Genomic DNA, 25,190 nt, shown 5'->3' on the forward strand with positions numbered 1-25,190 from the left:
TTGTCGTGTTCCGGCGCCGGGGTCACCCACCCGCGCCGCCCATCGTCACCGGAGAACGGCAGTGGAATATCACGGCACCCTCGGCACCATCTGGGCTTCGTTCGGCATGACCGCCTACTACATGGCGCTCACGTGGATCAATCTGTTGCTCGGACTGTTCCTCACGCCGCTGTTCTTGATTCCGCTCTCCTGGCTCAAGCAGAAGCAGGGCGGTTTCAACAACTGAGGCGCGTCGGAGTCGCGACGCGCAGGTCGCGTAGCGCTCGGCAGCATCCCCAGCGTATCACGAAGCACGAACGGCGAGGCCTTGGCCTCGCCGTTTTTTCGTGTTCAGTCGCCTGCCCCGATTCAGCGAGCTGGCGCTGGCGTCCATGAATGCGATCGGCAAACAGCTCACGCAGAGGAATGGAGCTCGCAGAGGTCGCAGAGGAATAGCCGCAAACTCTCCCAGATGCCAATCCGTGCAGTTTCCGCCCCATCCGCGTCATCCGCGACAAGGCGGTTCAGCCCAGACGGCTGTGCTCTGCGAACTCTCGCTACCGAAGCAGACTCACGGGCAGCACCACCGCATCGCCAAGCGACGTGCGTCGGCCGGTGAGATCACTCAGGTCGCCGCCGTGATACGCCTCTTCGCCGTGTTCCGCGAGGTCGATACCCTCGACCTCCGCCACCACCGGCACACGAAGCGGCATCACGAGACGAAGGCCGAGCAGCAACACCGTGCTGGCCACCGCCGCAAACGCCACCGTCGCCAGGACCGCCAGCACCTGCACCCCCAAGAGCTCCGCGTTTCCAGCCAGTAGTCCATCGGCACCGAGCGGATTGACCGCCTTGCTCGCAAAGACGCCCGTGAGCACGGCGCCCACCACTCCGGCCACACCATGGCACGCCAGCACATCGAGCGTGTCATCCAGACGGGTCTTGGGACGATAGTGCAGCGCGGCAAACGAGAACGGCACGGCCAGTGCCCCCATGGCCAGCGCCGAGAGCGGAGTGACAAATCCGGCGGCCGGAGTAATGGCCACGAGTCCCACCACGGCGCCTGTCGCCGCACCCACCGCCGTGGCGCGCTTGCTACGCACGAACTCAATGAGCACCCAGGTCACCAGACCGGCCGCTGCGGCGGCGTGCGTGGTAACCAGCGCATTTGCGGCGATACCGTCCGCCGCGAGTGCCGAACCCGCATTGAAGCCAAACCATCCGAACCAGAGCAGTCCTGCGCCAAGCAGCGCAAACGGTACGTTGTGCGGCACATTGGGCACTCGCCGGAAATCGCGACGTGGCCCAAGCACGAGAGCAAGCACGACGGCTGTGGTGCCGGCACTGATGTGCACCACCGTGCCACCGGCAAAATCGAGCGCACCGAGTTCGCGCAGCCAGCCGCCTGAGGCCCAGACCCAGTGCGCGAGGGGGTCGTATACGAATGTGGTCCAGAGCACACCAAACACGAGATAGGCTGCAAAGCGCATGCGGTCGACCACGGCGCCAGAAAACAGCGCCACCGTAATGCCCGCGAACATGGCCTGAAATGCCGCGAACAAGAGCTGCGGCAAGCCAGCTGCATAAGTGGCATTGGGCTCGGCCGTGACGCCGGCGAACCCGACGTACGACCAATCACCAATCCAGGTGGAGCCTGGGCCGAAGGCCAGACTGTAGCCCAGCAACACCCATTGCACCGTCACGACCGCGAGTGCGCCGAGGCTCATGAGCATGGTGTTGAGCGCACTCTTGGTGCGCACCAGCCCGCCGTAGAAGAACGCGAGGCCCGGCACCATGAGCAGCACCAACGCAGCGCTCATCAGCACCCACGCGGTATCACCAGCCACAAGGGTAGACGCTTCCGATATCCCTTCGCTCACAATGACTCCGGCGACGGGATGCGCATCTCGAGCTGCGTCTGCCGCATGATCTCGTCGGCGTTTACGGCGGTGAGTGCGTCATTGTCGCGTTCACCGGTGCGAATGCGGACGGTGCGCTCGAGCGGCAGCACAAAGATCTTTCCGTCACCCACCTCGCCAGTGCGAGCCCCCTTGCAGATGGCATCGATGGCGCGCTCGACGAACTCCTCGGAGCAGGCCATTTCGATGCGCACCTTTTCGTGAAACTCCAGCACCACTGACTCGCCGCGGTATTGCTGCACCACGTCGCGCTCCCCGCCATGCCCGCTCACACGCGACAAGGTCATGCCGGTGACGCCAACCTCGAACAGAGCCCGTTTGACCTCGGCCAGACGTTGCGGGCGGATAATGGCCACGATGAGCTTCATGACAGGTGGGCTCGGGAGATTGAAAGCGCCGGTGTACCGGAACAATTGCACAAACTGCACCAATGTTCCAGTTGATCGGCCTTCTACTTCACATTTATGCCAAGATGACGCAGAGAACTTGCCAGGACTGCACGCTGGAACATCCTTGGGATGAAGCGCGGCCATACCACGAACAAATGCCGAAGCAATTCACTCCCCTCGGGCCCCTACGCCGTTGTCAGGGATCGACTGATGGCAATCCGGTAAACCACATCCGAGATTTGGACCCATGGTACAATCACAAGGACGCGCCCTGCCGACGGCCGGCGGTCCAGTTGCCGCTCCGCCCTTTGCCCTGCCCGCCGTGCATTTCGCGGCGGCCTTGTTCTGGTTGCTCGTCTCCGCGGGTCTGCTCGTCTGGCTCGCCCCCCGCCTCGCCATGGGCCGCGTCTTTGACCCGCCCGTCTTTGCCCTCGTGCACGCGCTCATGCTTGGCGTCGTCGGCTCCGCCATCTTCGGCACGCTCCAGCAATTCGTGCCGGGAGGACTTGGCGTACCACTCCGCAGCGTGCGCCTTGGCTTTGCCAGCTTTGCGTTGCTGCAGTTCGGCGTCACCATCCTCGTGCTGGGCTTTCTTGGATGGCGTGGCTGGGCGCAAGGATTGGGCTGGCTGGCCATCCTGGGCGCCGTTGGTGGCGTGTCGCGCAACGTGCTGCGCGCCCGACGTCACAGTGTGAACGGCAAGCTGGTCGGGCTCTACATCACCGTCGCCCACTCGGCGCTGGGCTTCGGCATGATCGTGGCTTTCGCCCGCATTGGCGAAACACTGGGCTGGTGGCAAGTCGACCGCATGGCGCTGGTCAGTGCGCATGCCCTGCTTGGCGCCGTCGGGTTTGGTCTGCTATCGGTTATTGGTGTCGGCAGTCGCATGCTGCCCACTTTCCTCATGGGCCCGGGTGACGACACACGCTGGCTGCACTGGCAGCTTGGACTTACGGTGTTGGCCTTGCTGGTGTACACCGCAGGCGCCGTGCTCACCGCCGGATGGCTCATGCAGAGTGGCGCGTGGCTGCTCATGGCGGCGGCTGTTCCCACACTCATGTTGCCGTGGCGGTGGTTTGCGCGGCGGCGACGTCCGCTCGATGGCGCGCTCTGGCAGGTGGCCTCATCGATGCTGGCGCTCGCCGCCGCCACCGCCGTCGGTCTGTGGCTGTTGCTTGGCGATCCATACCGCTTCAGTCGCTGGGCAGCCCTGCTGGTGGCGCTGGTGGCCGGCTGTCTGGCCGTGCTGGTGGTTGGTGTCATGGCCAAGATTCTGCCGCACTTGAGCTACATCAATCTCGCGCGTCACATGCCAGGCTTTGCCGCCTTGGGCAGCCCCAACGCATTGCTGCGCGACGATTGGCAGTGCATCAGCGCCGTGTGCCTCGGCGCCGGATGGAGCCTGCTTGTCGTCGCGCTGCTGGCCGAACACGCTGCCGGCGCGCGCGCCGCGGCAGCCCTCTGGGCCTTGGGCACGGGCCTCGTGGTCGTCAATACCGCGCGCATGTACGTGGTTGGCCGTCGCCCCGCTCGTATCGCACCGCAGGGCATGGTCACCAACTGAGGCACGCACACACCCCCAGTTCGGTCTTCACTGCCCCACCACTCTGCACGCAGGAGAACCCATGTCGCGCGCTGTGCTCGTGCTGTCTGCCGCATTCACGCTAGGCCTGTCGGCCTGCAATCGCGGTGAGGCGCCCCAAGCTTCATCGGATGAACCCGCGACCGGCGCTACGGCGGGTCAGGCGCTGGTTGACGACACCACCTCGGTCCCCAATGTCGTGCGTGTGGCGGTGCGCTCCGCCGATCACACCACACTCGTGAAGGCTCTGCAGGCGGCCAACCTGGTGGACCCGCTCGCCAATCCGGGACCGTTCACCGTGTTTGCGCCCACCAACTCCGCGTTCGACAAGTTGCCACCCGGTGCGTTGTCCTCGTTGATGGAGCCCGCCAACAAGAGTCAGCTCACGGCGGTGCTGCATCATCATGTGACGACCTCCGCCCTCGACCTCGAATCGTTGGCTGACGGTCAGGACCTTGGCATGGTGGCCGGCGGCAGTGAGCGCATCACGCGCAAGGACGGCAACACCTACATCGGCAGTGCGCGCATCGTGGCATCCGTGCGCGCGTCAAACGGCTGGGTGCACGTCATCGACGGCGTGCTGTTGCCGCCGCAGTAGGCACGCCTGGCGGCTTCGGGCCGCTGTTGCGCTTCGCGCGCGCGTTCAATGGCGCGCGGCCCGCAACAGCGGCACGAGGGCTGCGCGATTGAGCAGCGCATCGGCCAGCGTGTAACGGTCGAGCACGCCAAGAAAAGCAGAGAGCGCTTCGTCCATCATGCCGGCCAACTGGCAGGCCGGCGCAATGGGACAACGAGATGTCTCACTATTGAAGCATTCAACCAAGTCCAGATTGTCTTCCGTTTGCCGAATCACGGTCCCGAGTACAATATCGGCCGGAGCCTTCAGAAGCCGGACACCGCCATGCCGACCGCGCCGCGTTTCCACGTAGCCGAGGTCATGCAGCCGGTGCACCACTTTCATCAGGTGCTCGTGTGACATGCCCATCTGCACCGCAATGATGTTGATGGACACGACCTGGTCGGGCTGCAGTCCGAGTGCGAGCAGGCAGCGAAGCGCGTTGTCGCTGAATTGGGTGAGTCGCATGCACAGCAAGCTGCAACGCGCCCCCCCATCGCTCCTGTCAGGGAAATCCTGCCATGTCGCGGGAATTCTCCGACTTCAATCCGGTATTCGATATCCGAGATTCGTTCGTGCAGGACCGGTCGCCCATTGGGGGTGACCGAGCCTTCCCCGCACCTCTCACTCCCTACGGGGGTTTCTCCATGTCTGCTCCACGCCGCACCGGATGGATTGCCGCGTCGGCCGCCATTGTGGCCACGCTGGTTTACGGTTTTGCCTGTGCGCCGGCCAACCGGCCGGCGGGCACCATCGGCACCGGTGACGCTGCCAGCAAGGTGTACGTCGCGCCCGGGACGCACGACGAGTTCTATGCGTTCCTTTCCGGCGGATTCAATGGCCAGGTCGGTGTGTACGGCCTGCCCTCGGGCCGTCTGCTCAAGATCATTCCGGTCTTCTCCCAGTTCGCCGAGAACGGCTACGGCTATTCGGAAGAAACGAAGCCGATGCTCGAGACCACGTTCGGCAACATCCCGTGGGATGACCTCCACCACACAGCGTTGTCGCAAACCAACGGCGAAGACGACGGGCGCTGGCTGTTTGTGAACGCCAACAACACGCCGCGTGTCGCGCGCGTGGACCTCGCCACCTTCGAGACCGACGAGATCCTCCAGATCCCGAACTCCGGTGGCAACCACGGCTCGCCGTTCATCACATCGAACAGTGAGTATGTACTGGCCTCGACGCGCTTCTCGGTGCCGATTCCCCAGGCCGACGTGGCCATCGCCGACTACGCCAAGAGCTTCAAGGGTACCATCTCCTTCGTGAAGGCCGATCAGCCCGGCAAGATGGACGTGGCCTTCCAGCTGCTCGTGCCCGGCTACAACTACGACCTCGCGCGTGCCGGCAAGGGTCCGTCCAAGGACTGGGTGTTCTTCACTTCGTACAACTCGGAGCAGGCGTACGAGAAGCTGGAAGTGAACGCATCGAAGGCCGACAAGGATTTCATCGCGGCCATCAACTGGAAGACGCTCGAGGCCTGCGTCGCGGGCGGCAAGGCGGAGACCTGGCCGGCGCAGTACATGCACAACACCATGGACCACGCCACGCGCACCGCGCAGAACGAGGTCAAGCAGTCGGTGAAGGTGCTCACGCCCACCACCTGCCCCAACTCGATCTACTTCCTGCCTACGCCCAAGTCGCCGCACGGCGCCGACGTGGACCCGAGCGGTGAGTACATCGTCGCCGGTGGCAAGTTGGCCACGGTCATTCCCGTGCACTCGTTCACCAAGCTGCAGCAGGCCATCAAGGATCAGGCCTTTGAAACGACGATCGACGGCATCCCCGTGATCAAGTACGAAGCCATTCTCGCCGGTGAAGTGAAGGACCCGGGCCTTGGCCCCCTGCACACCGAGTTCGATGGCCAGGGCTATGCCTATACGTCGATGTTCATCTCCAGCGAAATCGTGAAGTGGAAGCTGGGGACCTGGGAGATCGTCGACCGCGCGCCGACGTTCTACTCCATCGGCCACCTCATGATTCCCGGTGGTGCCACCACCAAGCCGTCCGGCAAGTACGTCGTCGCCCTCAACAAGATCACCAAGGACCGCTATCTGCCCACTGGCCCCGAGCTCACGCAGTCAGCGCAGATCTACGACATCTCGGGTGAGCGCATGAAACTGCTGCTCGACTTCCCGACGACAGGTGAGCCGCACTACGGCAACGCCATTGCCGCCGACAAGATCAAGCCCAACCAGAAGAAGTTCTTCACGCTCGCCGAGAACAAGCACCCGCAGGTCGTGCGGAACGAGAAGGAAACGGGCGTCAGCCGCAGTGGCAAGACGGTGCACGTGAAGATGGCCGCCATCCGCTCGCACTTCTCGCCGGACAATCTCGAGGGCGTGCAGGTGGGTGACACGGTGCTCTTCCACATCACCAACCTCGAGCAGGACTGGGATATCCCCCACGGCTTCGCGGTCATGGGCGCCACCAACGCGGAACTGCTCATCATGCCGGGTGAAACGCGCACACTGAAGTGGGTGCCGAAGACCGTGGGTGTGTACCCGATGTACTGCACCGACTTCTGCTCGGCGCTGCACCAGGAAATGTCGGGCTACGTGCGGGTCTCGCCGGTTGGCTCGAGCGTGCCGCTCAAGGGCAACTCGGTCAAGGCGCAGGGTCAGGTAGCCCGTGCGGCAGCGCGCGGTGTGACGCTGCCCACACCGCCGAGTGGTGAAGGCGCGAATCCGCATGCGGGACACAGCATGCCGCAGCCGCGCTGAGACGCGCCGCGCCGAGAAGCGCCGCGCTGAAGCGGACCTCTCACTTTTCTCCCTTCAGGGACCCGGGTGCGGTGGTGCTCCAGACACCCCGCATCCGGCGCCCGGGTGACGATACAATGGTTTCCCAGCGTTCCCGTGTTCTCTTTGCCATCGCCGCACTCGCGCTGGGCGCGGCCGTGCTCTTTCCCCTCTGGCGCGTCTCGCTGACCGCGCCGCAGTACCCCGAAGGGCTGGGCATGTACATCTGGGCCCATACAGTGGCCGGAATCAGCCCAAACGACTTGCAGAACATCAACGGCCTCAATCACTACATCGGCATGAAGGCCATCGTGCCCGAGTCGATTCCCGAACTCAAGGTCATGCGGCCCGGTATTCTGGCCATGGCGGCACTTGGACTGTTCGTGGCCTTCACCGGCCGACTGCGCTACATGCGCTGGTGGACCGGCGTGCTCGTGCTGTCCGCCATTGTCGGCCTCGTGGACTTCTGGCGCTGGGAGTACGACTACGGACACGATCTCGATCTCGAAAACGCGCCCATCAAGGTACCGGGCATGACCTATCAGCCGCCGCTCATCGGCAGCAAGAACCTGCTCAACTTCACGGCCACGTCGCTCCCGGCAACGGGTGGCCTGCTGGCCATCGGCGCGGTGCTGCTCTCGCTTGGTGTCGCCACGCGTGCGCGTCGGGTGACCGCATGACCTCCACCCTGTCGCGCCGCGACGTGCTTTCAACGATGGCCTCCACGATGGCCTGGCTCGCTGTAGGCGGGCTTGGCCTCTCCACCATGGCCTGCACCGCCAGCCCACGACCTCTGGTGCCCGGTGAGGACAGCTGCGCCTTCTGCCGTATGACGATCGACGATGCACGATTCGGCGCGCTGGTCGTGACCGCCAAGGGGCGCCTTGAGACGTTTGACTCCATCGAGTGCGCGGCCGCCTATGTGCAGGGCCTGGCTGACAGCGAACCGCCGCGCACGGTGTGGGTGGCCGACTTCTCGGCGCCGGCGCGATGGGTGGACGCCACGCGCGCGGTGTACCTGCATGGCAGTCGACTGCGCTCCCCCATGGGCCGTGAGCTCGTGGCATTCGCGGCCGATGCCGACACCACCACGCTCCTGGCCGAACATGGCGGCACGCTGACCACCTGGTCGGGTGTCCGCGCCCTGGTGTCCGACCCGGTGGCCGGTTTCCGGCCCACGGCTGGTCCGTCCCCGCAGCGCGATACGGCTGCCGATACCGCAGCCCGTGCCAGCGCGCATGCGCACTGACTGGCGCAGTTCGGCAACGGCCACGCTGCTGATGCTGTCCATGCTCGGCGCGTCGTCCAGCATCGGCCACGCGCAGAGTGACACGATTGTCGTCTCCGCAGATGGCGAGGCGGGCACGGTGACACGACTCAGCGACGCGGTGGCGCGTGTGCCGCGGTACGGCGTGGTGCGAGTGCGCGCCGGTATCTACAGGGAGCCCACCGTCATCGTCCGTCAGCCGCTCACACTCGTGGGTGACAGCGGGGCGGTACTCGACGGCGAGGGGCAGCGCGAGCTGCTGGTGGTCGGCGCCGACTCGGTCACGGTGCGAGGCCTCACGTTTCGCAACACCGGGACCAGTCAGGCCACCGATCGGGCGGCGCTGCGTTTCGTGGAAGCCGCCGGATGTCTGGTGGAGTACAATCGCTTCGAGAACACACTGTTCGGCATCTATTTGCAGCGCGCGAGCGCCTGCCTCGTGCGGCGCAACGTGCTGCAGGGCATGGCCGGATCGCAGACCGTCACCGGGAACGGCCTGCACAGCTGGTCGAGCCGCGACGTCGTCTTTGAAGACAACGTCATCGACGGTCACCGGGACGGCATCTACTTCGAGTTCACCGTGGGTGGTGTGGCGCGGCGCAACATCAGCCGCCACAGCCGCCGCTACGGGCTGCACTTCATGTTCTCCGACAGTTGTCGCTACGAGAACAACACCTTCCTGGCCAACGAATCGGGCGTGGCGGTGATGTACGCCAAGTACGTCAGCATGATCGGCAATCGCTTCGAGCGCAATCGCGGCAGTGCGGCCTACGGCGTGCTGCTCAAGGAAATCAGCGACAGCGAACTGCGTGGCAACGTGTTTGTGGAGAACTCCATCGGCCTGCACCTCGAAGGGGCCAACCGCAACCGGATTGCGGACAACGACTTCGTCCGCAATGGCTGGGGCGTACGCATCATGGCTGATGCCCAGGAGAATGTGCTGCGTGGCAATCTCTTCTCCGGCAATGTGTTTGACGTGGGCACCAACAGTCGACTCAACTTCAGCACCTTCACCGGCAACTGGTGGGACCGCTATCGCGGCTACGACCTCGATCGCGACGGCCGTGGTGACGTGGCCCACCGTCCTGTGCGACTCTTTGCGTTGCTGGTCGAGCAGTCCCCCGCGGCACTGGTGCTGGTGCGCAGCCTGCTGGTGGATGTACTCGATGTGGCGGAACGCGTGGTGCCCACACTGACGCCGGAAACTCTGCGTGATGAGGCCCCGCTGATGCGGGCGCCGAGGACCGTGCGATGATCGGACGCGACATGCAGGAATCCACCGGGACCATCGTGAGCCTGCGTGGGGTGGTGAAGAAGTACGGCGCACGCGAGGTGCTCTCGCAGGTTGATCTGGACCTGCCGCGCGGCAGCGTGACCGCTATCATCGGTCCCAACGGCGCCGGCAAGACCACGCTCAACAAAGCCGTGCTGGGCCTCGTGCGTGTGGATGCGGGCCAGATCTGCTTTGATGGTCGCGACACGCGCGGTGACATCGTGCATCGCGCACGCATCGGCTATATGCCCCAGACGCCGCGCTATCCCGATGCCTTCACCGCTGGGGATGTGCTCACGCTGCTGCGCGAACTGCGTGGCCCGTCAGCGCGCATCGACGACGAACTGATCACTGCGTTCGAGCTCAAGCCACTGCTTGGCACCCCGGCACGCGCCCTCTCAGGTGGGCAGCGGCAGCGAGTCAACGCGGCCGCCGCCTTCCTCTTCACACCCGACCTGTTGTTGCTCGACGAACCCACGGCCGCGCTTGATCCCGTGGCCAGCGGCATCCTCAAGGACAAGATCCGTGCCGTGCGTGCGGAGGGACGCGCCGTCGTCATCACCTCACACATTCTCAGTGAGCTGCAGGAACTTGCCGATCGTGTGGTCTTTCTGCACGAAGGGCGCGTACACTTCTCCGGCACGCTCGATGCCCTGCTCGAGCGGACCAACGTCACCTCGCTCGAACGGGCCATCGCGCTGCTCATGAAGCGTTCGCGCGGCCCGTCGCAGTCCGCCGGCATGGCGGTCGCATGAGTGCCGTGGCCATGGCGTCACCGTCGGTGGTGGGCACGGTCCTGCGTCATGAGTGGCGCAGCGTCCTGCGCAATCGTGGCGTGCTGGTCTTTGGCGTGGGTACGCTGCTCCTCACGGAAATCGTGCTGCGCCTTACCGGATCGGCGCCCCGCGCACTCAGTGCCCTGCTCAACCTGGTGCTGCTGGTGGTGCCGCTCGTGACCACCATGGCCGGCATCATCAGCTGGCATGCGTCGCGTGAGTTCAACGAACTGCTGCTCACCCAACCGGTACGCCGCCGCTCACTGTTCGTGGCGCTCTACCTCGCACTGGTGCTGCCGCTGGCCGTGGTGTTCGCCCTTGGCCTCCTGCTCCCCATGGCCTGGCATCGGGTCATCGGTCCCGAAACGAGTGGCCTCCTGTTGTCCACGGTCGGCGGTGGCGTCGCGCTTACGTTCGTTTTCGGGGGCCTGGCCTTGCTCATCGGCATTCGTGTCGACGACCGGCTGCGCTCGGTCATGACGGGCCTCATGCTGTGGCTGCTGCTCACCGTTGGCTACGACGCGCTGGTGTTGATCGTCTCCACCACGATGGCCGACTATCCGCTCGAGCGGCCGATGCTGGCGCTCATGCTTGGCAATCCGGTCGATCTCGCCCGCAGTGTCATCATCCTGCAGAGTGACACGGCAGCCCTCATGGGCTACACCGGCGCCGTCATGCAGCGATTCCTCGGGTCGGCCGTCGGCACGGCCGCGGCCGCTCTGGGCCTTCTGGCCTGGATTGTGTTGCCGATGCTTGTCGCGCGCCGCAGTTTCGAACGACGCGACTTCTGATCCGTGTTTTCCCCACCCACCACCATTTCACGGAGTCCTGCCATGATGCGTATGTCCCGGATGCTGCTGCCCGCCGGAATCGCCGTTGCCACCTTGATTGCCGCCTGTGGTGGCGGCGAAGCGGCGAAGGAACAGGAAGGCGACGACAAGGACGACGCCACACCGGCTGTTGCCGTGTCGTTTGATCCTTCCACCATCACCGACGCCGAGCTCGCGCTCGGCGACTCGATCTTTCACGGCCTGATCGGTGCCACATCCTGTCAGTCCTGCCACGGCGCGGGCGGCGTGAATGGAGCGGCGGCGCCGAGCCTGGTGGACGACAAGTGGCTGCACAGCGACGGCAGCTTCGAGGGCATTCACAAGACCATCGCCTCAGGCGTGATGACGCCCAAGGAATTCTCTGGTGTCATGCCGCCGTTCGGCGGTGCGCCCCTCGACGCGGCCAAGCACAGAGCCGTAGCGGCGTACGTGTACAAGATCAGTCACAAGTAGGCGCAGTTCGTCCATCTTTCGTCAGGCCATCGAGACTCGAGATGTGCGAGTTGCGAGTCGAGAGCATGGGACTGAAATAGAGGGATGGGAGACCAGCAACCAATGATGTGAGAGACCCGAATCTCGGCGGCCAGGACCGCAGTTGTGGTTGACCGCAACCGCAGTCCTGGCAGCACACGATCGGGATTCTCACATCATTGGTTGCTGGTCTCCCATCCCTCTATTTCAGTCTCATCCTCTCACCATCCCACCATCCCATCTCACAGCCCTCAAGTCCCAACGCCCGAAGCAGTCGCAGACAGCGGCTCGTACTTCCGGCCGCGCCAGGCCGTGGGCGTCTTCAGCGTGCTCTGCGTCAGCCGCCACGCCGCCGCGGCATCCGCCAGCCACGAGGCCCAATACGACAGGCCACGGGTGCCGTAGCTGCCGCGCAGCGCCCACAGCATGAACCACCTGAGGCTCTGCGCCACCGCATTCACAATCAGCAGGCCCGTTCCCACGCGCGACGCCAGATCGGAACCGGTGGGACTCCACACCCCAGCGCGCCAGGTCACCAACAGGGCCAGCAGAATCGTCAGAGGCAGCGCTTGCACCAGCCATACCAGACAGACATCGAACCAGCGCAGCCACCAGCCGGTGGCGTCCTTGAGATCAAAGCTGCGTCCCCACTCACGCCACATCTCGCCCAGCGAGCGATAGGCGCTCACCTGAATGAGACGCGAGCCATCGAGAAAACCCACGCGCGCGCCATGACGCGCCAGATGCCGCGCCAGCGTCACATCGTCGGAGAATGAGGCCCGGGCCGGCGCGTAGCCGCCATGTTGCAGCAGCAACTCACGTCGCGCGAGAAAGCACTGGCCATTGGCCAGCACGCGATCGGGCGGTGGCTGCGTGGCGCCAGCCGCGCCGCAGCGATACACCAGGGTCACCAGCATGGCCGGTTGCACAAAACGCTCAGCCGCTGTCTGCCCAATGAACTGCGGCGCGAAGCTGGCCACATCGTAGCCATCCTGCTCGGCCGCATCCACCACGGCGCCCACCATGCCCGGGGCCGGCACCGTGTCGGCATCGATGCCCAGAACCCAGGTGCCGCGTGCCTCGCGCAGACCACTCTCCAACGCCCACACCTTCCCCACCCAACCCTGCGGTAACGGGTCGTCGGTGATGAGCCGGATACGCGGATCGCGCGCCGCGGCCGCCTGCACCAGCTCGCGTGTGCCGTCGGTGGATCGACTGTCCACCACCAGCACCTCGAGCAGCGGCGCGGTCTGCTGCATCAGCCCTTCGAGACACGGCCCCACGCGATGCGCCTCGTTGAGCGTGGTGACCATCACACTCACCGTGGTGTCGTCGCGCGGCGACAGACGTGGCGGCAGCGGCGGCCGCCGAGTGCGCCCGGGCAGCAGCCGGAGTGTGAGCACACTCAGCAGCACGGCCTGCACGAACAGCAGGCCAAGACCAAACAGGACGCCGGGCGACACGGAAGGCAGCATGCGCGGAAAACGGGGAGTCTGCAGAAAGTTTGCAGGGACCTGCAGTGGTCGAGCGGTGACAGATCGGGAGTGGCCGCCAGAACAGCGGCCAGCCACTCCCTGCCTGACCAATGGAAGGTGGCGCCCCGGCGGTTCCGGGGATAGGCTCTCACATGACTTCTGCTCCGGAATCGCTGGGTCAGCGGCTGCTCGCCAACTGGGCGCGCGTGCACCGCTGGCCGCTCGGCAAACAGCTTTTCAGCTGGGCCGTGGGACGTATGGCGCCCTATACGGGCACGGTGGGCGGGGTGTACACCGAGGTCCGGCCGGGCTTTGCGCAGGTCGAGCTGCGCGATCGCCAACGGGTGCGCAACCATCTCCGCTCCGTTCACGCCGTGGCGCTCGTCAACCTGGCCGAGATGACCAGCGGTGTCGCCCTGCTCACTGCTCTGCCGCGCGGGGTGCGAGGCATCGTGTCTTCGCTGGACATTCGCTATCTCAAGAAGGCGCGCGGCACACTCACCTGCTCCTGCACGGCCAGCGCCCCCGATGTCATCGACACACCACGCGACCATCCCGTCACGGCCGTCATTCGTGATGGAGCCGGCGATGTCGTGGCCGAATGCACGGTGCACTGGCGTCTCTCGCCACTGGACGTGTCGTGAACATGATGAACGCGCGACTGCACACGGCAGACATCGAGACGCCGTTCACCCGGCACGCCGGCGTGCGGGTCCCGCTCATCTGCGGCCCCATGTACCCGTGCAGCAACCCGGAGCTGGTGGCTGCGGTGAGCCGCGCGGGTGGTCTGGGCATCGTACAACCCATTTCGCTCACCTATGTGCACGGGCACGAGTTTCGTGCCGGCCTCCAGCGCATTCGCGAACTGAGCAACAATGCGCCCATAGGCTTCAACGCCCTCATCGAGGCGTCCAGTCGCACCTACCACGAGCGTATGCAGCGCTGGGTGGACATCGCGCTCGAAGAAGGCGTACGATTCTTTCTCACGTCGCTTGGCAATCCACGCTGGGTCTGTGAGCGGGTACACGCGGCAGGTGGGGTGGTGTACCACGACGTCACCGAACGCAAGTGGGCGCTCAAGGGGCGGGACGCGGGCGTCGATGGCCTGGTGGCCGTCAACCGCGAGGCGGGCGGACATGCCGGCGCGCGCAGTCCACAGGCGCTGCTCGACGAAGTGGCCGATCTCGGTCTCCCGGTGGTGGGTGCCGGTGGCGTGGGCAATGCACAGCAGTTTGTGGACATGCTGCGCATGGGCTATGCCGGTGTGCAGATGGGCACGCGCTTCATCGCCACCACCGAGTGCATTGCCGATCCGCGCTACAAGCAGGCCATCGTGAACGCGCAGGCAAGTGATGTGGTGCTCACCGAACGTCTGACCGGTGTGCCGGTGGCGGTGCTGCGCACGCCCTACGTCGAACGACTCGGCACCCGCGTGTCACCGCTGGCGCGCTGGATGTTTCGCGGACGACGCACGAAGCACTGGATTCGCAGCTGGTACGCGCTGCGTTCGCTCTATCGGCTCAAGCGCAGCTCCATTGCCGGAAGCAACAGTGACTATTGGCAGGCTGGACGCAGTGTCGAAACGATCGCCGACATCAAACCTGCCGGTGACATCGTGGCGGAATGCGAGGCATCCCTGCTGAACCACTCTCACCCAGAACGCACGTCACAGCACTCAGAACTGTGAATCGCGCCGCTGTTCGCTCAACCCTGTAGCGTAACATTCAACCCCACCCGACCATGCTTCCCATCTCCCTTCCCATCATCGTGCTGGCCGCTTCCGTCTCGGCCGCTCCCGCCCCGGTTGATCCGACCTCGGCGCCGCGTATCCAGACGGACATGTCGTTCTTCATCACCAGCGCTGGCCCGGGTGATGGCGCCAATCTCGGTGGCCTCGAGGGCGCCGACAAACATTGCGCCACGCTGGCCGAAGCGGCTGGCGTGCGAGGCAAGACCTGGCACGCCTATCTGAGCCAGCAGGCCGTGGGCGGCAAAGCGGCAGTCAACGCCCGCGATCGCATTGGCAAAGGCCCGTGGAAGAACGCCAAGGGTGTGGTCGTCGCCACGAGCGTTGACGACCTCCATAGCGACAACAACAAGTTGTCCAAGGAGAACAGTCTCACGGAGAAGGGCGCGCCGGTGAACGGACGCGGCGATCAGCCCAACACCCACGACATTCTCACCGGCTCCACACTCGACGGACGCGTACAGGCCGGCGATGGCGACAGTACCTGCAGCAACTGGACGAGCAACGCGGCCACGGGGTCGGCCCTGCTGGGCCATCACGACCGTCAGGGTGGCGGCGCCAATCCGACCTCGTGGAACTCAGCGCATGCCTCCCGTGGCTGCGGGCAGGACAACCTGCGCGCCACCGGAGGCGCGGGGCTGTTCTACTGCTTCGCGGTGTAGTCGAATCATATCGCCGAAGTCAAACGACCGACCGCATCAGCGGTCGGTCGTTTGCTTTCGTGGTGACGACTCCAATCAGTTCGCCGTACCGGCCTTCTGTCCCTGCAGCCAGTACCCGAACCAGTCCCGCAGACGGCCGAGTCGATCGACCAGCAGCCACGGCTCACCGGTGCGGCTCAGGTCATGATTGGAGCGCGGATAGCGAATGAGCTCCACCGGTACACCCTGCTTCTTCAGCGACATGAACCAGATCTCGGCACTGCCCATGGGCGTGCGATGATCCTCTTCGCTCTGCACGATCAGCATGGGCGTCTTGACCTTGTTCACATAGCGAATGGGCGAGAGCTCATCGTACAGCTTCTGGTTGTCCCAGGGCTTGCCATAGAACTCGAACTCCGTGAGCCCCTGCGCGTCGCTCGCGCCATACCAGTACGTCCAATCGGTGATGGTGCGGTCCGTCTGAATGGCCGCAAAGCGCGTGGTCTTGGTGGCCATCCACGTCGTCATGAAGCCACCGTACGAACCACCGGATGCGCCAAGCTTGGTCGCATCCACGTCGGGGCGCGCGGCCACGATGTCCACGGCCTTCATGAGGTCTTCGTAGTCCTCCATACCCCAGCGACCGCGCGTGCTGTAGGTGAAGTCGGCGCCGTAGCCGCTCGATCCGCGCGGGTTGGTAAACAGCACGAACATGCCCTGCGCGGCTAGGTTCTGGAACTCATCGAACCAGCCTTCACCATAGGCCGAGTGCGGGCCGCCGTGAATGTAGAGCACCAGCGGATACTTCCTGCCCGGCTGGTAGCCGTAGGGCTTCATCAGCCAGGCTTCAATCTCCACGTCGCCCACGCTCTTGTAGGTGAAGCGCTCGGCGTCGCTCCACACCACGTCGGCGTTCACGTCCTTGTTGAAGTTGGTGAGCTGTCGTTCGCCCGTGCCGTCGGCATTGGCCACGAACAGTTCCGTGGGGCGCGTGAGGCTGGTGGCAACAAAGGCCATCGTCCGACCGGCCGCGTCAAAGCTCATGCCGCGCACCTGACGGCGGCCACCAACGAGTTCCTTCGGTGCCGTCTTGCCCGTGAGATCGGCCTTCAGCACGGCCGAGCGACCGCCAATGTCAGCCGTGAAGTGCAAACCGTTCTTGAGCCACTCCATCGAACTCGGCTCGAACTGCCAGTCGCCCAACACATTCACCGGCGCGCCGCCGGCAACCGGAACCGTATAGATGCGCGCGCTCTTGGTGCGTGCGGGACGCCCCACAAAGGCCAGCTGCTTACCGTCGGGCGACCAGGTGAGATTCGACTCTGCACCCATCCATTCCATCAGCTTGCGCGGCGTTCCGCCGGCCACCGGCAGCAGATAGATGTCCGCGTCGTTGCGCTCCGCCTCATCGCGCACCTTGTCGTAGGGCAGCCTGGCCAGCGAATCGCGCTCGAGATCCACGACCGAGTCGGGACGCAGTCCCGCATCGGCAACAAAGGCGATCCACTGACCATCGGGGCTCACCGTCGCGCCGCGATGCGAGTAGGCCACGTTGGTGATCTGCGTCCGCGCCGTGTCACCCACATTTTGCTTGAACAGCTGCTGCGGGCGCCACACGCGCGGCGTGCGACGGCCCGGCACGAAGCCAGTGTTGTTGTTCTTGTAAACCATGTCCACGACATGGCGGCCATCGAAACGCGCTGGTACCGTCGGACGCGTGATGGCGTCGTATGGCGGACGCGCCATGGCCGGCATCTGCGCGAACACATCGGGCGTGGGTACGGTGGGAGCGGGCGTCACCGCGTCCGTGAAAACGGCAAAGCGGCCATTGGCCGGCATCGAGCCCGCGGGATACTCGGGCACCTGCACCGCTTCACCCGACGGCTGGTCGAGCCGGATGGCCCAGGTGTTGCCCCGGCCGCCCGGCCGCTGCGAGTTGAAGAACAGGTACTTGCCGTCGGGCGACCAGCGTGGGTTGCTGCTTTCGGTGCCAGGTGAGGTCCAGCGCTGCGGCTCACCGCCGGCCGTGCTCACCACCCACACTTCGCTGTGGCGACGATTATCGCTTTCCACGGCCCGTGTCACGGTCATGGCGACCTGCTTGCCGTCCGGCGAAACGGCCGGGCTGCTGACATTCACCACGCGATACCAGTCGCCCAGCATCATGGCCCGCGGGCCCTTGGGCAGCGATTGGCTGGCGCCGGCGGAACGGGGCGCCTGACCACGGCCGGCGCCCTGTGCCTCGGCGGCGATCGGCTGCAGCGTGGCCGAAGCGGCCAGCACAAGTGTGGATAGAGCAAAACTGTGACGACGCCGCCACGGGGCGGAGAGGATCGAGAGCACCATGCGTCGGATCCGGGAGGAAAGGAACGGGGGGAGGTGGGACGGGCCGCAGCCCGATGGCGAGAAAGCTAGACGGCTGGCGCCAGAAATGTGACGGTCGGCCAAACAAATCCTTGCCGAATTGCGTGTTCCCGCCTAGGATGTGGTCGACTGCGGAGGAGCGGCCCAGTCCCGAGGGGGTCCCTCATGCCCGGCATCCAGCCGGCCGTTGGGGGCGAGAACCGGTGAGAGTACCAGCAGCACTGCAGGCGTAGCAAATCGGCGAACGTCAGCCCGATGTCCCACCCATCTCGAGGAGGTGATCAATTGTCTAGCGAAAGTCCCGTAGCCGGCTCGTCCTGGGCACGCGATCTCCTGATCGGCGCCCGGTAACACGGGTACTCCGGTTCGGAATCCTCGAGCCGGCAGGGAATCATGAAGGGCCGCCCCGAGCAATCGGTGGCGGCCCTTCGTCGTTTCCGTCCAACAGCCCAGCGCGACGTCAGGGGGTGCGACGAGCCCTGGCGATGTCCGGCAGCGCCGCGTCGACACGACGCAGCAGCGCATAGGCGTACTCCATGGTGCCGCGGAAGAACGTGGGATCCACCTTGTGTGCCTCGTCACCCGCCTTGTGGTAGTCGGGGTGATCCTCCACGCCGAGATACAGGAACGGAATGCCGCGTGCGTGAAACGCGCCGTGATCCGATGAGTTGGTCCAATCGTCGCCGGGCTTGAGGTCCTTCGTGTCATGCCCGAAACGAATGGTCACGCGGGCGCCATTGGCCGCAGATTCGGCGACCGACTTGAGCATGGGCGTGTGTGACGTGCCTGCCACCCAGAGCGCTCCGGCATCCTGCCGCGACACCATGTCGAGATTGAGGTTCATGCCAATGGTGCTTAGTGGCAACGGTGGATTGGCAACAAACGCGCGGGCTCCCTGAAGCCCCGACTCCTCGGCATCGAAGAACGTGAGAATGACGTCATGCGTGGGCCGCTCGCGCATGAGCCGCTCGGCAATCATGAGCAACGTCACGCAGCCGGACGCATCGTCGTCTGCGCCATTGAAAACTTCGCCGTTCCGAATTCCGAGATGGTCATAGTGTGCACTGAGCACCAACGCGGGACCGCTGCCGGCAGTCCCCTTGATGCGCGCGACCACGTTGACACCATTGGTATCGGGGGACGCGTTGCGCGTGCGAATGACGAACGGATGTTCGTACGACGTACCCATCGGTTCGACCCCGATCGCGCGCAGTTCGGCAATCAGCCAGCGCCGAGCACGCGCGGCGCCTGGTGTACCGGCGCGTCGCCCTTCCATGGAGTCAGCAGCGAGCGCGTGCAGGCGCTGCATGAGTCGAGAGGTCGTGGCATCCGGCGCAGGTGAAGCGCTGCTGGTCCCGCCGCTTTGCGCGTCGACACTGCGCGCAACACTGCACAACACCAACGCGAGCGCTGACAGCATGGTTGTCCGCCGCATGCAACCCACCGAAAGACGCATGTCGCTTTCTCCAAGAAGGAATTGATCGTGTGATGATATGACGATGCTCTGATGAATGCTAATGCGAAAGTACGCACACAGTACTGACCTGCTCAGAAGTGAGAGGGCCGTACCTGTACAACGCGTGTGGCACCACCCAGTCAACGTCGAGTAACGAATGCATTGCAGCGAGTAGTGCGCTCAACGATAGTGCGCCCTCCTCGTTGGTTCACCCTACCCCCAACATCCGCATGCATTGCACACCACCGCCGCGCGCACGCGCGGCCCTGATGCGCATCTTGCCCCTGATTGCGGCCATGACGGCCGCTCCGGGCATCGTACAGGACATCGGCGCACAAGCGTCAGGTACGGCGCAACCGGCATCACGCCGCGCGCGCATCACCGGACGTGTACTCGACGCCGCGTCGGGCCAACCCGTTCAGGGCGCCAACGTCCAGATCGTCGGAACATCCGTAGCCGCCACCACCAATGAAGACGGACGCTTTGCCATTCCGTCGGCACCGGTTGGCGTGTACAGCGTCGAAGCGCGACGCATCGGCTTTGGCAATTCCGTAAAGGAGAACGTGCGACTGGTGGCCGACAGCGTCCTCACGCTGACGTTTGAGCTCACGGTCAATCCGCTCCGCCTCAACGAAATGGTGGTCTCGGCCTCGCTCGATCCCACCTCGGGTCGCAAGACGCCGTACACGGTGGACAAGATCACCAGTGAGAACCTGCCGGTGGCCCCCACTACGTCGGCAGCAGGTGCACTCATCGGCAAGGTGGCCGGTGCGACCATCATCCAGGCCAGTGGTGCGCCGGGCTCCGGTGTGTACGTCCAGCTGCGCAGCCCCGTCTCGCAGTTCAAGAGCACCTCGCCCCTGTACGTGGTGGACGGTGTGTTCCTCAACAGCACGCAGGCGGTGACCACGCAGGACATCGAGTCGATGGACATCGCGTCCATCGAGGTCATCAAGGGTGCGGCCGCCGCGTCGCTCTATGGATCGCGCGCAGCGTCCGGTGTCATCTCCATCACCACCAATCGCGGCAAGAATCTCGCGCTTGGCCAGACGCAGTTCACGGTGCGCAACGAAGTAGGCGGCGACCAGATCGCAAAAACGCTGGAGAAGCCACGCGCGCATCAATACCGGGTGAACGAACTCGGACAGTATGTGAACGCCCAAGGGGCCGTGGTGAGCCGTAACCAGCGCGTGGTGCAGGCCAATGGCATCATGGAGAATGCGTACATCGATCCACTCTATGATCACGTGGACCAGTTCTTCCGCCCTGGCACCTTCAATACGCAGACTTTGACGCTGCAGCAGAATAGCGCGAGCACCAACTTCAATCTGTCGTACACGCGCAACCAGCAGCCGGGTGTGGTGGAGAACAGCAATGGCTTCCTGCGTCAGAGCATTCGCCTGAACGTGGACCATCGCCTGCGTGATGCCCTGCAGGTGGGCATGTCGGTCTCGCACACGCGCGGCAATGAAGATCCGTCGCAGATCTCGTTCTCTGACCTCTACCGGATCAATCCGGATGTAAACCTGCGCGCTCCCGATCCAACCGGGCAGAGTCAATACATCATCATTCCGGACTCCACCGAAACCCGGACCAACCCGCTCTACCGTCAGGGCTTCAACGACAACACCACGCAGCGCATGCGCACGCTGCTCAACGTGAATGCGTCGTACCGGCCATTCTCCTGGCTCAGCCTCGATGGATTTGCCAGCTATGATCGCGGCGACCGTCAGGTGACCAACTACACACCGCGTGGGCTCATCAATCTGAACGGCGAGGGCACCACACTGGGCGCCCTGACCATCGTCGATGACGACGTGGACGGCATCAACGCGCAGGGTGGCGCCAGTGTCATCAAGGCCTTCGGTGGTCTCACTACACGGCTCGCGCTCCGCGGTGAGATGCAACGGGAGCAGAATCCCTACCTTGAGACCTCCGGCACGGACTTCACGATTACGGGCATCAAGGACATGGATGTAGCCCGCACGAAGAACGTCACGTCCGGTTACACCGACCGCCGCACCAACGCGGGCTTCGTCAATCTTGGCCTCGATTACAACGGCAAGTACGTCGGCGATGTGCTCTACCGCCGTGAAGGCAGCTCGCTCTTCGGTCCAGAAAGCCGGTGGAACACCTTCTACCGCGCCTCGGCCGCCTGGCTGATGAGTGAGGAAGGCTGGTGGAATATTCCGGCGCTCAGCCTGTTCAAGTTGCGCTACAACATCGGTACCGCCGGTACACGCCCCGACTTTGCTGACCAGTACGCCGCGCTTGGCATCGACGGTACGGGTGCCGTAACGCGTCAGGCGCTCGGTAACCCCTTCCTGCGTCCCGAGATCGCCACAGAGCAGGAATACGGCATGGACGTGATCTTCAAGAATCGCGTGCAGTGGTCGCTGGTGTTCGTGGACGTCATGTCCAAGGACAATCTCATCAGCATGCCGGCGTCCGGTCTTTCCGGCTTCAATACGGTGGAGCTCAACAGCGGTGTGACCACCGGCAATACCATCGAAACCACGCTGCAGGCGCAGTTGCTCAACAACCCCAAAGGTCTGCAGTGGGACGTGCTCTTCACGGCTGACAAGCGTCGCAACTTCGTGTCGGAGTTCCCGCGCACCTGCTACACCGAAGGCTCGTTCTACCGTTGCCAGGGCAATCGCATTGCCACCTTCTGGGGCAACCGCCACGTGCGGGACAAGGCCAGCCTGCCTACGGTTCATGCCAACAACCAGGGCGCCTTCGACATCAACGACGAGGGCTACGTCGTGCCCGTCGGTGCCGGCAACACCTGGCGCGATGGCAAGGCCAAGAACCTCTGGGGCACCACGGTCAACATCGATGGCCGCAGCTATGCCTGGGGCCGTCCGATCTTCGAGATTGATCCCACGACTGGTCAGCGCTGGTACGGTCAGATCGGTGATGGCAATCCCGATCTCCAGTTCGGCTTCGGCAACACCTTCCGCTACAAGGGCTTCCGTGTGTACGCGCTGTTCAACGGCCAGTTGGGCGGTGATGTCTACAATCAGGTCAAGCAGACGCTCTACGCCACCAATGACCACATGGACGTGGATCAGACGGGCAAGGCGGAAGACAGCAAGAAGCCAACGGCCTACTACAGCACCTCGCTGGCCGATGGCAACAACAACTACGGCCAGGTCTTCGTGGAAGACGGCACCTACGCACGCCTCGCCGAGTTCACGCTGGGCTACATGTTCGACGCCCGCCAGCACGCGTGGCTGCGCCGCACGGGTGCGAGCCGCATGCAGCTCGACCTCGTGGGTCGCAACCTGCTGACCTTTACCAAGTACTCCGGTCTCAATCCGCAATCGGGCCCCTACTCGGCCCGTGTCGACAACACCGTGTATCCGCTGCTCCGCACGTGGACCATGGCAGCCACCCTGAACTTCTGATCTGCATGTCCACTTCTCTCTTCTCGCGACGTGGGCGGCTTCGCACCGCGGCCCTCGGCCTCGCGGCCGCCGGCACGGTGCTGGGTGTGGCCGGCTGTCAGTCGCTCGATGTCACCAACCAGAACACGCCGGACATCGACGGTGTGTTCACTAGCGGCGCCAATCTTGAGGCGGCGCTGTTGGGCTCCTGGCGCGCCTTCTGGGGGGTCGCGCAAGGTGCACGCGGCACCACCACGACGGCGCCCTACCCCGTCAAGCAGTTGTCCGTGCTCGGCAACGAACTCACCACGGCCGATCTCGACACGTACATCATCTCGCAGGAACCACGCGTTGCCATCGACAACCGCGATCAGGGCGGCTGGACCAACCGCAAGCCCTGGTACGACCTGCTCGAGAGCATGGCCTCGGCCCGCGAAGCCTATCAGGCCATCGAGAACAAGGGCCTCAAGATCGGCACCGTAAATACCCAATATCCCAACGGGCAGGACACACCGCGGGCCAAGGTCTTTGCCAAGTTCCTCATCGGCGTCGACAACCTGTATCTCGGATTGCTCTTCGATCAGGCCTTCATCACCGATGAAAAGACCGACGTCTCCACCTTTGTGTACGAGCTCAAGCCGTACAACGAAGTGCTGGCCAATGCCGAGCGCATCCTGCGCGAAGCCATTGCCGAGGCGCGGGCGGCCGAGAACTTCACCATTCCGGCCACCTGGATCAACGGCCAGACCTACACGCGAGACGAGTTCATTCGTGTCATGTACTCATACATCGTGCGTGGTCGGGTGTATGGCGCGCGCACGCCGGCCGAGCGGGCGTCGGTCAACTGGAACGGGGTGCTGACGCTGCTGGACTCGGGCATCACGCGCAACTTTGCCCAGCAGGCCGATCTGCTCATCGGTGCCACCTCATCGGCGTACTACCAGTACTCGTACCTGCAGACGAACGGCCGCACCAACAACCGCCTCATCGGCCCCGCTGACACCAGCGGTGCCTATCAGGCTTGGTTGGCGCAGCCGTTGGGCTCACGCAATGCGCCGCGCTTCGTGACACCGGACCGCCGCATTCATGGGGCCACGCCCACCACGGCGGGACGCTACTTCGGCCTCCTCACCACGCAGACCATGACCACTGTGCGTGGCACGTACATGCTTTCGCAGTACCGTAACGTCCGCTACTTGCTGCCACCCTCCAACAATTACCATCAGGTCGGGCTCATCACCACGATGAGCACCCAGGAGATGATGTTCATCCGCGCCGAGGCCCTGTATCGTCTCAACCGGCGGGCAGAAGCGGCGGCACTCATCAATCCCACGCGTATTGCGTCCAACCTGCCGGCGGTGGACGTCAACGGTCCGCCACCGGGACGCGCCTGCGTGCCCAAGCGGGATGACGGCAGCTGTGGTGATCTGTTCGACGCCCTCCAGTACGAGAAGCGTATCGAACTCTTCCCCACCGAGGCCATCATCGCTTTTGCCGACGCACGTGGCTGGGGCAAGTTGCTCCCGGGCACACCCATGCACTTCCCGGTACACGGTCGTGAGCTCGAGACGCTTGGCCTGCCCTACTACACCATTGGTGGCGGTGGTCCGGGCAGCGCGCCCTGATAGTCGTCCCGACCTAGCATGAACAAGTGAGGGGCGCCTCCCGTTACCCGGGAGACGCCCCTTACTCATAACCCAAAGCTCACAACTCCACGCCGCAATTCTAGGGTTCTTCGCTCAGATTGGCGCATCCAAAGCCCGTCCGGTCTCCCGGCACCTGGGACGGCTCAAACAGGCGCACGTAGTAGCGCTTGCCGGTCTCCAATTTCGAAATGCGCGCCGTGGCGTCACCCGTGCCGTCGTTGCGCGTAAGGATCTGACGGAATGCCGCGCCTGCTGCCACGGGACGGCCTTCGTCCCCACAGGAGCCGGCCACGATGTCCCATGCCAACTGACGATTGATGGGCGCGTTGCGAATGCTGAGGCGGGCACGCGAGTCCTTGCCACCCTGCGGCTCCACACGCAGGTCCGCGGCGCCGCGCAGTCCGTTCAAGGTGGACATGGTGGCCGACCACTTGCCGGACTTGCCAGCGACGGCCGCGCTGTCCTGCGCGCGAAGCGCCGCAGGCGCCACAAGCACAGACAGACCAGCACAAAGTGCGAACCGAACGACGGGAGACAGTGACTTCACGAAGTACTCCGGATCAACGCGGGGAGTGTCAGGATGGAACCACCTACACATTCTATCCTCTCGCGGTTCTGGCGCCATCCTT

At 64.3% G+C, this 25,190-nt stretch carries 22 protein-coding genes; 15 read left to right on the top strand and 7 right to left on the bottom strand.

Going from position 1 to position 25,190, the window contains the following annotated elements; genetic code table 11:
* Positions 1-61 precede the first annotated feature (61 nt).
* A complete protein-coding gene (locus B2747_RS05505; RefSeq protein ID WP_291157620.1) occupies positions 62-226 on the top strand; it encodes a hypothetical protein in 165 nt (54 codons plus the stop codon).
* Between the two features lie 310 nt (positions 227-536).
* On the opposite strand, the gene B2747_RS05510 is transcribed toward B2747_RS05505, so the two are convergent.
* Together B2747_RS05510 and B2747_RS05515 are read right to left on the bottom strand one after the other, a co-directional pair.
* Entirely contained in the window at positions 537-1,859 is a 1,323-nt protein-coding gene (locus B2747_RS05510; RefSeq protein WP_291157622.1) for an ammonium transporter, read from the bottom strand.
* Positions 1,856-2,266: a P-II family nitrogen regulator gene (locus B2747_RS05515; RefSeq protein ID WP_291157625.1), complete on the bottom strand. Its 411-nt coding sequence runs from the start codon at positions 2,264-2,266 to the stop codon at positions 1,856-1,858. The genes B2747_RS05510 and B2747_RS05515 overlap by 4 nt, the downstream gene beginning before the upstream one ends.
* A gap of 268 nt (positions 2,267-2,534) precedes the next feature.
* Between B2747_RS05515 and B2747_RS05520 the strand changes: the two genes are divergently transcribed.
* Positions 2,535-3,851 (top strand): hypothetical protein, encoded by a 1,317-nt coding sequence (locus B2747_RS05520; RefSeq protein ID WP_291157628.1) that lies wholly within the window; start codon positions 2,535-2,537, stop codon positions 3,849-3,851.
* 61 nt (positions 3,852-3,912) lie between these two features.
* A complete protein-coding gene (locus tag B2747_RS05525) occupies positions 3,913-4,467 on the top strand; it encodes a fasciclin domain-containing protein (RefSeq protein WP_291157630.1) in 555 nt (184 codons plus the stop codon).
* A gap of 45 nt (positions 4,468-4,512) precedes the next feature.
* On the opposite strand, the gene B2747_RS05530 is transcribed toward B2747_RS05525, so the two are convergent.
* The gene (locus B2747_RS05530) at positions 4,513-4,953 is read right to left on the bottom strand and encodes an RrF2 family transcriptional regulator (RefSeq protein ID WP_291157633.1); all 441 of its coding nucleotides are present in this window, start codon (positions 4,951-4,953) and stop codon (positions 4,513-4,515) included.
* 179 nt (positions 4,954-5,132) lie between these two features.
* Between B2747_RS05530 and nosZ the strand changes: the two genes are divergently transcribed.
* The 7 genes from nosZ to B2747_RS05565 all read left to right on the top strand — a co-directional run bounded on the left by nosZ (position 5,133) and on the right by B2747_RS05565 (position 11,825).
* Complete coding sequence (nosZ, locus tag B2747_RS05535; protein ID WP_291157635.1) at positions 5,133-7,208, top strand: Sec-dependent nitrous-oxide reductase; 2,076 nt, start codon at positions 5,133-5,135, stop codon at positions 7,206-7,208.
* Positions 7,209-7,324: 116 nt separating this feature from the next.
* On the top strand, positions 7,325-7,906 hold the full coding sequence (locus tag B2747_RS05540) for a hypothetical protein (protein WP_291157639.1): 582 nt from the start codon (positions 7,325-7,327) through the stop codon (positions 7,904-7,906).
* A complete protein-coding gene (locus B2747_RS05545; RefSeq protein ID WP_291157642.1) occupies positions 7,903-8,475 on the top strand; it encodes a nitrous oxide reductase accessory protein NosL in 573 nt (190 codons plus the stop codon). Before B2747_RS05540 ends, B2747_RS05545 begins: the two co-directional genes overlap by 4 nt.
* A complete protein-coding gene (locus B2747_RS05550) occupies positions 8,465-9,748 on the top strand; it encodes a nitrous oxide reductase family maturation protein NosD (protein ID WP_291157645.1) in 1,284 nt (427 codons plus the stop codon). The genes B2747_RS05545 and B2747_RS05550 overlap by 11 nt, the downstream gene beginning before the upstream one ends.
* Positions 9,745-10,521, top strand: a complete 777-nt coding sequence (locus B2747_RS05555) for an ABC transporter ATP-binding protein (RefSeq protein ID WP_291157648.1) — start codon at positions 9,745-9,747, stop codon at positions 10,519-10,521. The genes B2747_RS05550 and B2747_RS05555 overlap by 4 nt, the downstream gene beginning before the upstream one ends.
* Positions 10,518-11,333, top strand: coding sequence for an ABC transporter permease (locus tag B2747_RS05560; protein WP_291157651.1), 816 nt, complete (start codon positions 10,518-10,520; stop codon positions 11,331-11,333). The genes B2747_RS05555 and B2747_RS05560 overlap by 4 nt, the downstream gene beginning before the upstream one ends.
* Before the next feature lie 42 nt (positions 11,334-11,375).
* On the top strand, positions 11,376-11,825 hold the full coding sequence (locus tag B2747_RS05565; RefSeq protein WP_291157653.1) for a c-type cytochrome: 450 nt from the start codon (positions 11,376-11,378) through the stop codon (positions 11,823-11,825).
* 269 nt (positions 11,826-12,094) lie between these two features.
* Here B2747_RS05565 and B2747_RS05570 read toward each other — a convergent pair whose 3' ends face one another.
* The gene (locus B2747_RS05570; protein WP_291157655.1) at positions 12,095-13,318 is read right to left on the bottom strand and encodes a glycosyltransferase family 2 protein; all 1,224 of its coding nucleotides are present in this window, start codon (positions 13,316-13,318) and stop codon (positions 12,095-12,097) included.
* Positions 13,319-13,470: 152 nt separating this feature from the next.
* Between B2747_RS05570 and B2747_RS05575 the strand changes: the two genes are divergently transcribed.
* From B2747_RS05575 to B2747_RS05585, 3 genes are read left to right on the top strand one after another with little or no spacing between them, the layout of a single operon-like run.
* On the top strand, positions 13,471-13,962 hold the full coding sequence (locus tag B2747_RS05575) for a hotdog fold domain-containing protein (protein ID WP_291157657.1): 492 nt from the start codon (positions 13,471-13,473) through the stop codon (positions 13,960-13,962).
* 2 nt (positions 13,963-13,964) lie between these two features.
* Positions 13,965-15,005: an NAD(P)H-dependent flavin oxidoreductase gene (locus B2747_RS05580; RefSeq protein WP_291157692.1), complete on the top strand. Its 1,041-nt coding sequence runs from the start codon at positions 13,965-13,967 to the stop codon at positions 15,003-15,005.
* Between the two features lie 53 nt (positions 15,006-15,058).
* Positions 15,059-15,727 carry a hypothetical protein gene (locus B2747_RS05585; protein WP_291157659.1) on the top strand — a complete coding sequence of 223 codons (669 nt, stop codon included), beginning with the start codon at positions 15,059-15,061 and terminating at the stop codon, positions 15,725-15,727.
* 75 nt (positions 15,728-15,802) lie between these two features.
* On the opposite strand, the gene B2747_RS05590 is transcribed toward B2747_RS05585, so the two are convergent.
* Positions 15,803-18,052, bottom strand: a complete 2,250-nt coding sequence (locus B2747_RS05590) for a S9 family peptidase (RefSeq protein WP_291157661.1) — start codon at positions 18,050-18,052, stop codon at positions 15,803-15,805.
* 478 nt (positions 18,053-18,530) lie between these two features.
* Entirely contained in the window at positions 18,531-19,505 is a 975-nt protein-coding gene (locus B2747_RS05595) for a M28 family peptidase (protein ID WP_291157663.1), read from the bottom strand.
* 290 nt (positions 19,506-19,795) lie between these two features.
* On the opposite strand from B2747_RS05595, the gene B2747_RS05600 reads away from it, so the two are divergent.
* Entirely contained in the window at positions 19,796-22,936 is a 3,141-nt protein-coding gene (locus tag B2747_RS05600; protein WP_291157664.1) for a SusC/RagA family TonB-linked outer membrane protein, read from the top strand.
* Between the two features lie 5 nt (positions 22,937-22,941).
* Entirely contained in the window at positions 22,942-24,540 is a 1,599-nt protein-coding gene (locus B2747_RS05605) for a hypothetical protein (protein ID WP_291157667.1), read from the top strand.
* Between the two features lie 100 nt (positions 24,541-24,640).
* Here the strand turns inward: B2747_RS05605 and B2747_RS05610 are convergent, their stop codons facing one another.
* Entirely contained in the window at positions 24,641-25,108 is a 468-nt protein-coding gene (locus tag B2747_RS05610) for a hypothetical protein (protein ID WP_291157670.1), read from the bottom strand.
* Between the last annotated feature and the right edge of the window lie 82 nt (positions 25,109-25,190).

This window comes from Gemmatimonas sp. UBA7669, assembly GCF_002483225.1.
In the GTDB taxonomy this organism is placed as follows: Bacteria; Gemmatimonadota; Gemmatimonadetes; order Gemmatimonadales; family Gemmatimonadaceae; genus Gemmatimonas.

Coding starts and splice junctions, on each gene's coding strand:
- B2747_RS05515 (WP_291157625.1), bottom strand. CDS start 2,266: ATGAAGCTCATCGTGGCCATTATCCGCCCGCAACGTCTGGCCGAGGTC.
- B2747_RS05520 (WP_291157628.1), top strand. CDS start 2,535: ATGGTACAATCACAAGGACGCGCCCTGCCGACGGCCGGCGGTCCAGTT.
- B2747_RS05525 (WP_291157630.1), top strand. CDS start 3,913: ATGTCGCGCGCTGTGCTCGTGCTGTCTGCCGCATTCACGCTAGGCCTG.
- B2747_RS05530 (WP_291157633.1), bottom strand. CDS start 4,953: ATGCGACTCACCCAATTCAGCGACAACGCGCTTCGCTGCCTGCTCGCA.
- nosZ (WP_291157635.1), top strand. CDS start 5,133: ATGTCTGCTCCACGCCGCACCGGATGGATTGCCGCGTCGGCCGCCATT.
- B2747_RS05540 (WP_291157639.1), top strand. CDS start 7,325: ATGGTTTCCCAGCGTTCCCGTGTTCTCTTTGCCATCGCCGCACTCGCG.
- B2747_RS05545 (WP_291157642.1), top strand. CDS start 7,903: ATGACCTCCACCCTGTCGCGCCGCGACGTGCTTTCAACGATGGCCTCC.
- B2747_RS05550 (WP_291157645.1), top strand. CDS start 8,465: ATGCGCACTGACTGGCGCAGTTCGGCAACGGCCACGCTGCTGATGCTG.
- B2747_RS05555 (WP_291157648.1), top strand. CDS start 9,745: ATGATCGGACGCGACATGCAGGAATCCACCGGGACCATCGTGAGCCTG.
- B2747_RS05560 (WP_291157651.1), top strand. CDS start 10,518: ATGAGTGCCGTGGCCATGGCGTCACCGTCGGTGGTGGGCACGGTCCTG.
- B2747_RS05565 (WP_291157653.1), top strand. CDS start 11,376: ATGATGCGTATGTCCCGGATGCTGCTGCCCGCCGGAATCGCCGTTGCC.
- B2747_RS05570 (WP_291157655.1), bottom strand. CDS start 13,318: ATGCTGCCTTCCGTGTCGCCCGGCGTCCTGTTTGGTCTTGGCCTGCTG.
- B2747_RS05575 (WP_291157657.1), top strand. CDS start 13,471: ATGACTTCTGCTCCGGAATCGCTGGGTCAGCGGCTGCTCGCCAACTGG.
- B2747_RS05580 (WP_291157692.1), top strand. CDS start 13,965: ATGATGAACGCGCGACTGCACACGGCAGACATCGAGACGCCGTTCACC.
- B2747_RS05585 (WP_291157659.1), top strand. CDS start 15,059: ATGCTTCCCATCTCCCTTCCCATCATCGTGCTGGCCGCTTCCGTCTCG.
- B2747_RS05590 (WP_291157661.1), bottom strand. CDS start 18,052: ATGGTGCTCTCGATCCTCTCCGCCCCGTGGCGGCGTCGTCACAGTTTT.
- B2747_RS05595 (WP_291157663.1), bottom strand. CDS start 19,505: ATGCGGCGGACAACCATGCTGTCAGCGCTCGCGTTGGTGTTGTGCAGT.
- B2747_RS05600 (WP_291157664.1), top strand. CDS start 19,796: ATGCGCATCTTGCCCCTGATTGCGGCCATGACGGCCGCTCCGGGCATC.
- B2747_RS05605 (WP_291157667.1), top strand. CDS start 22,942: ATGTCCACTTCTCTCTTCTCGCGACGTGGGCGGCTTCGCACCGCGGCC.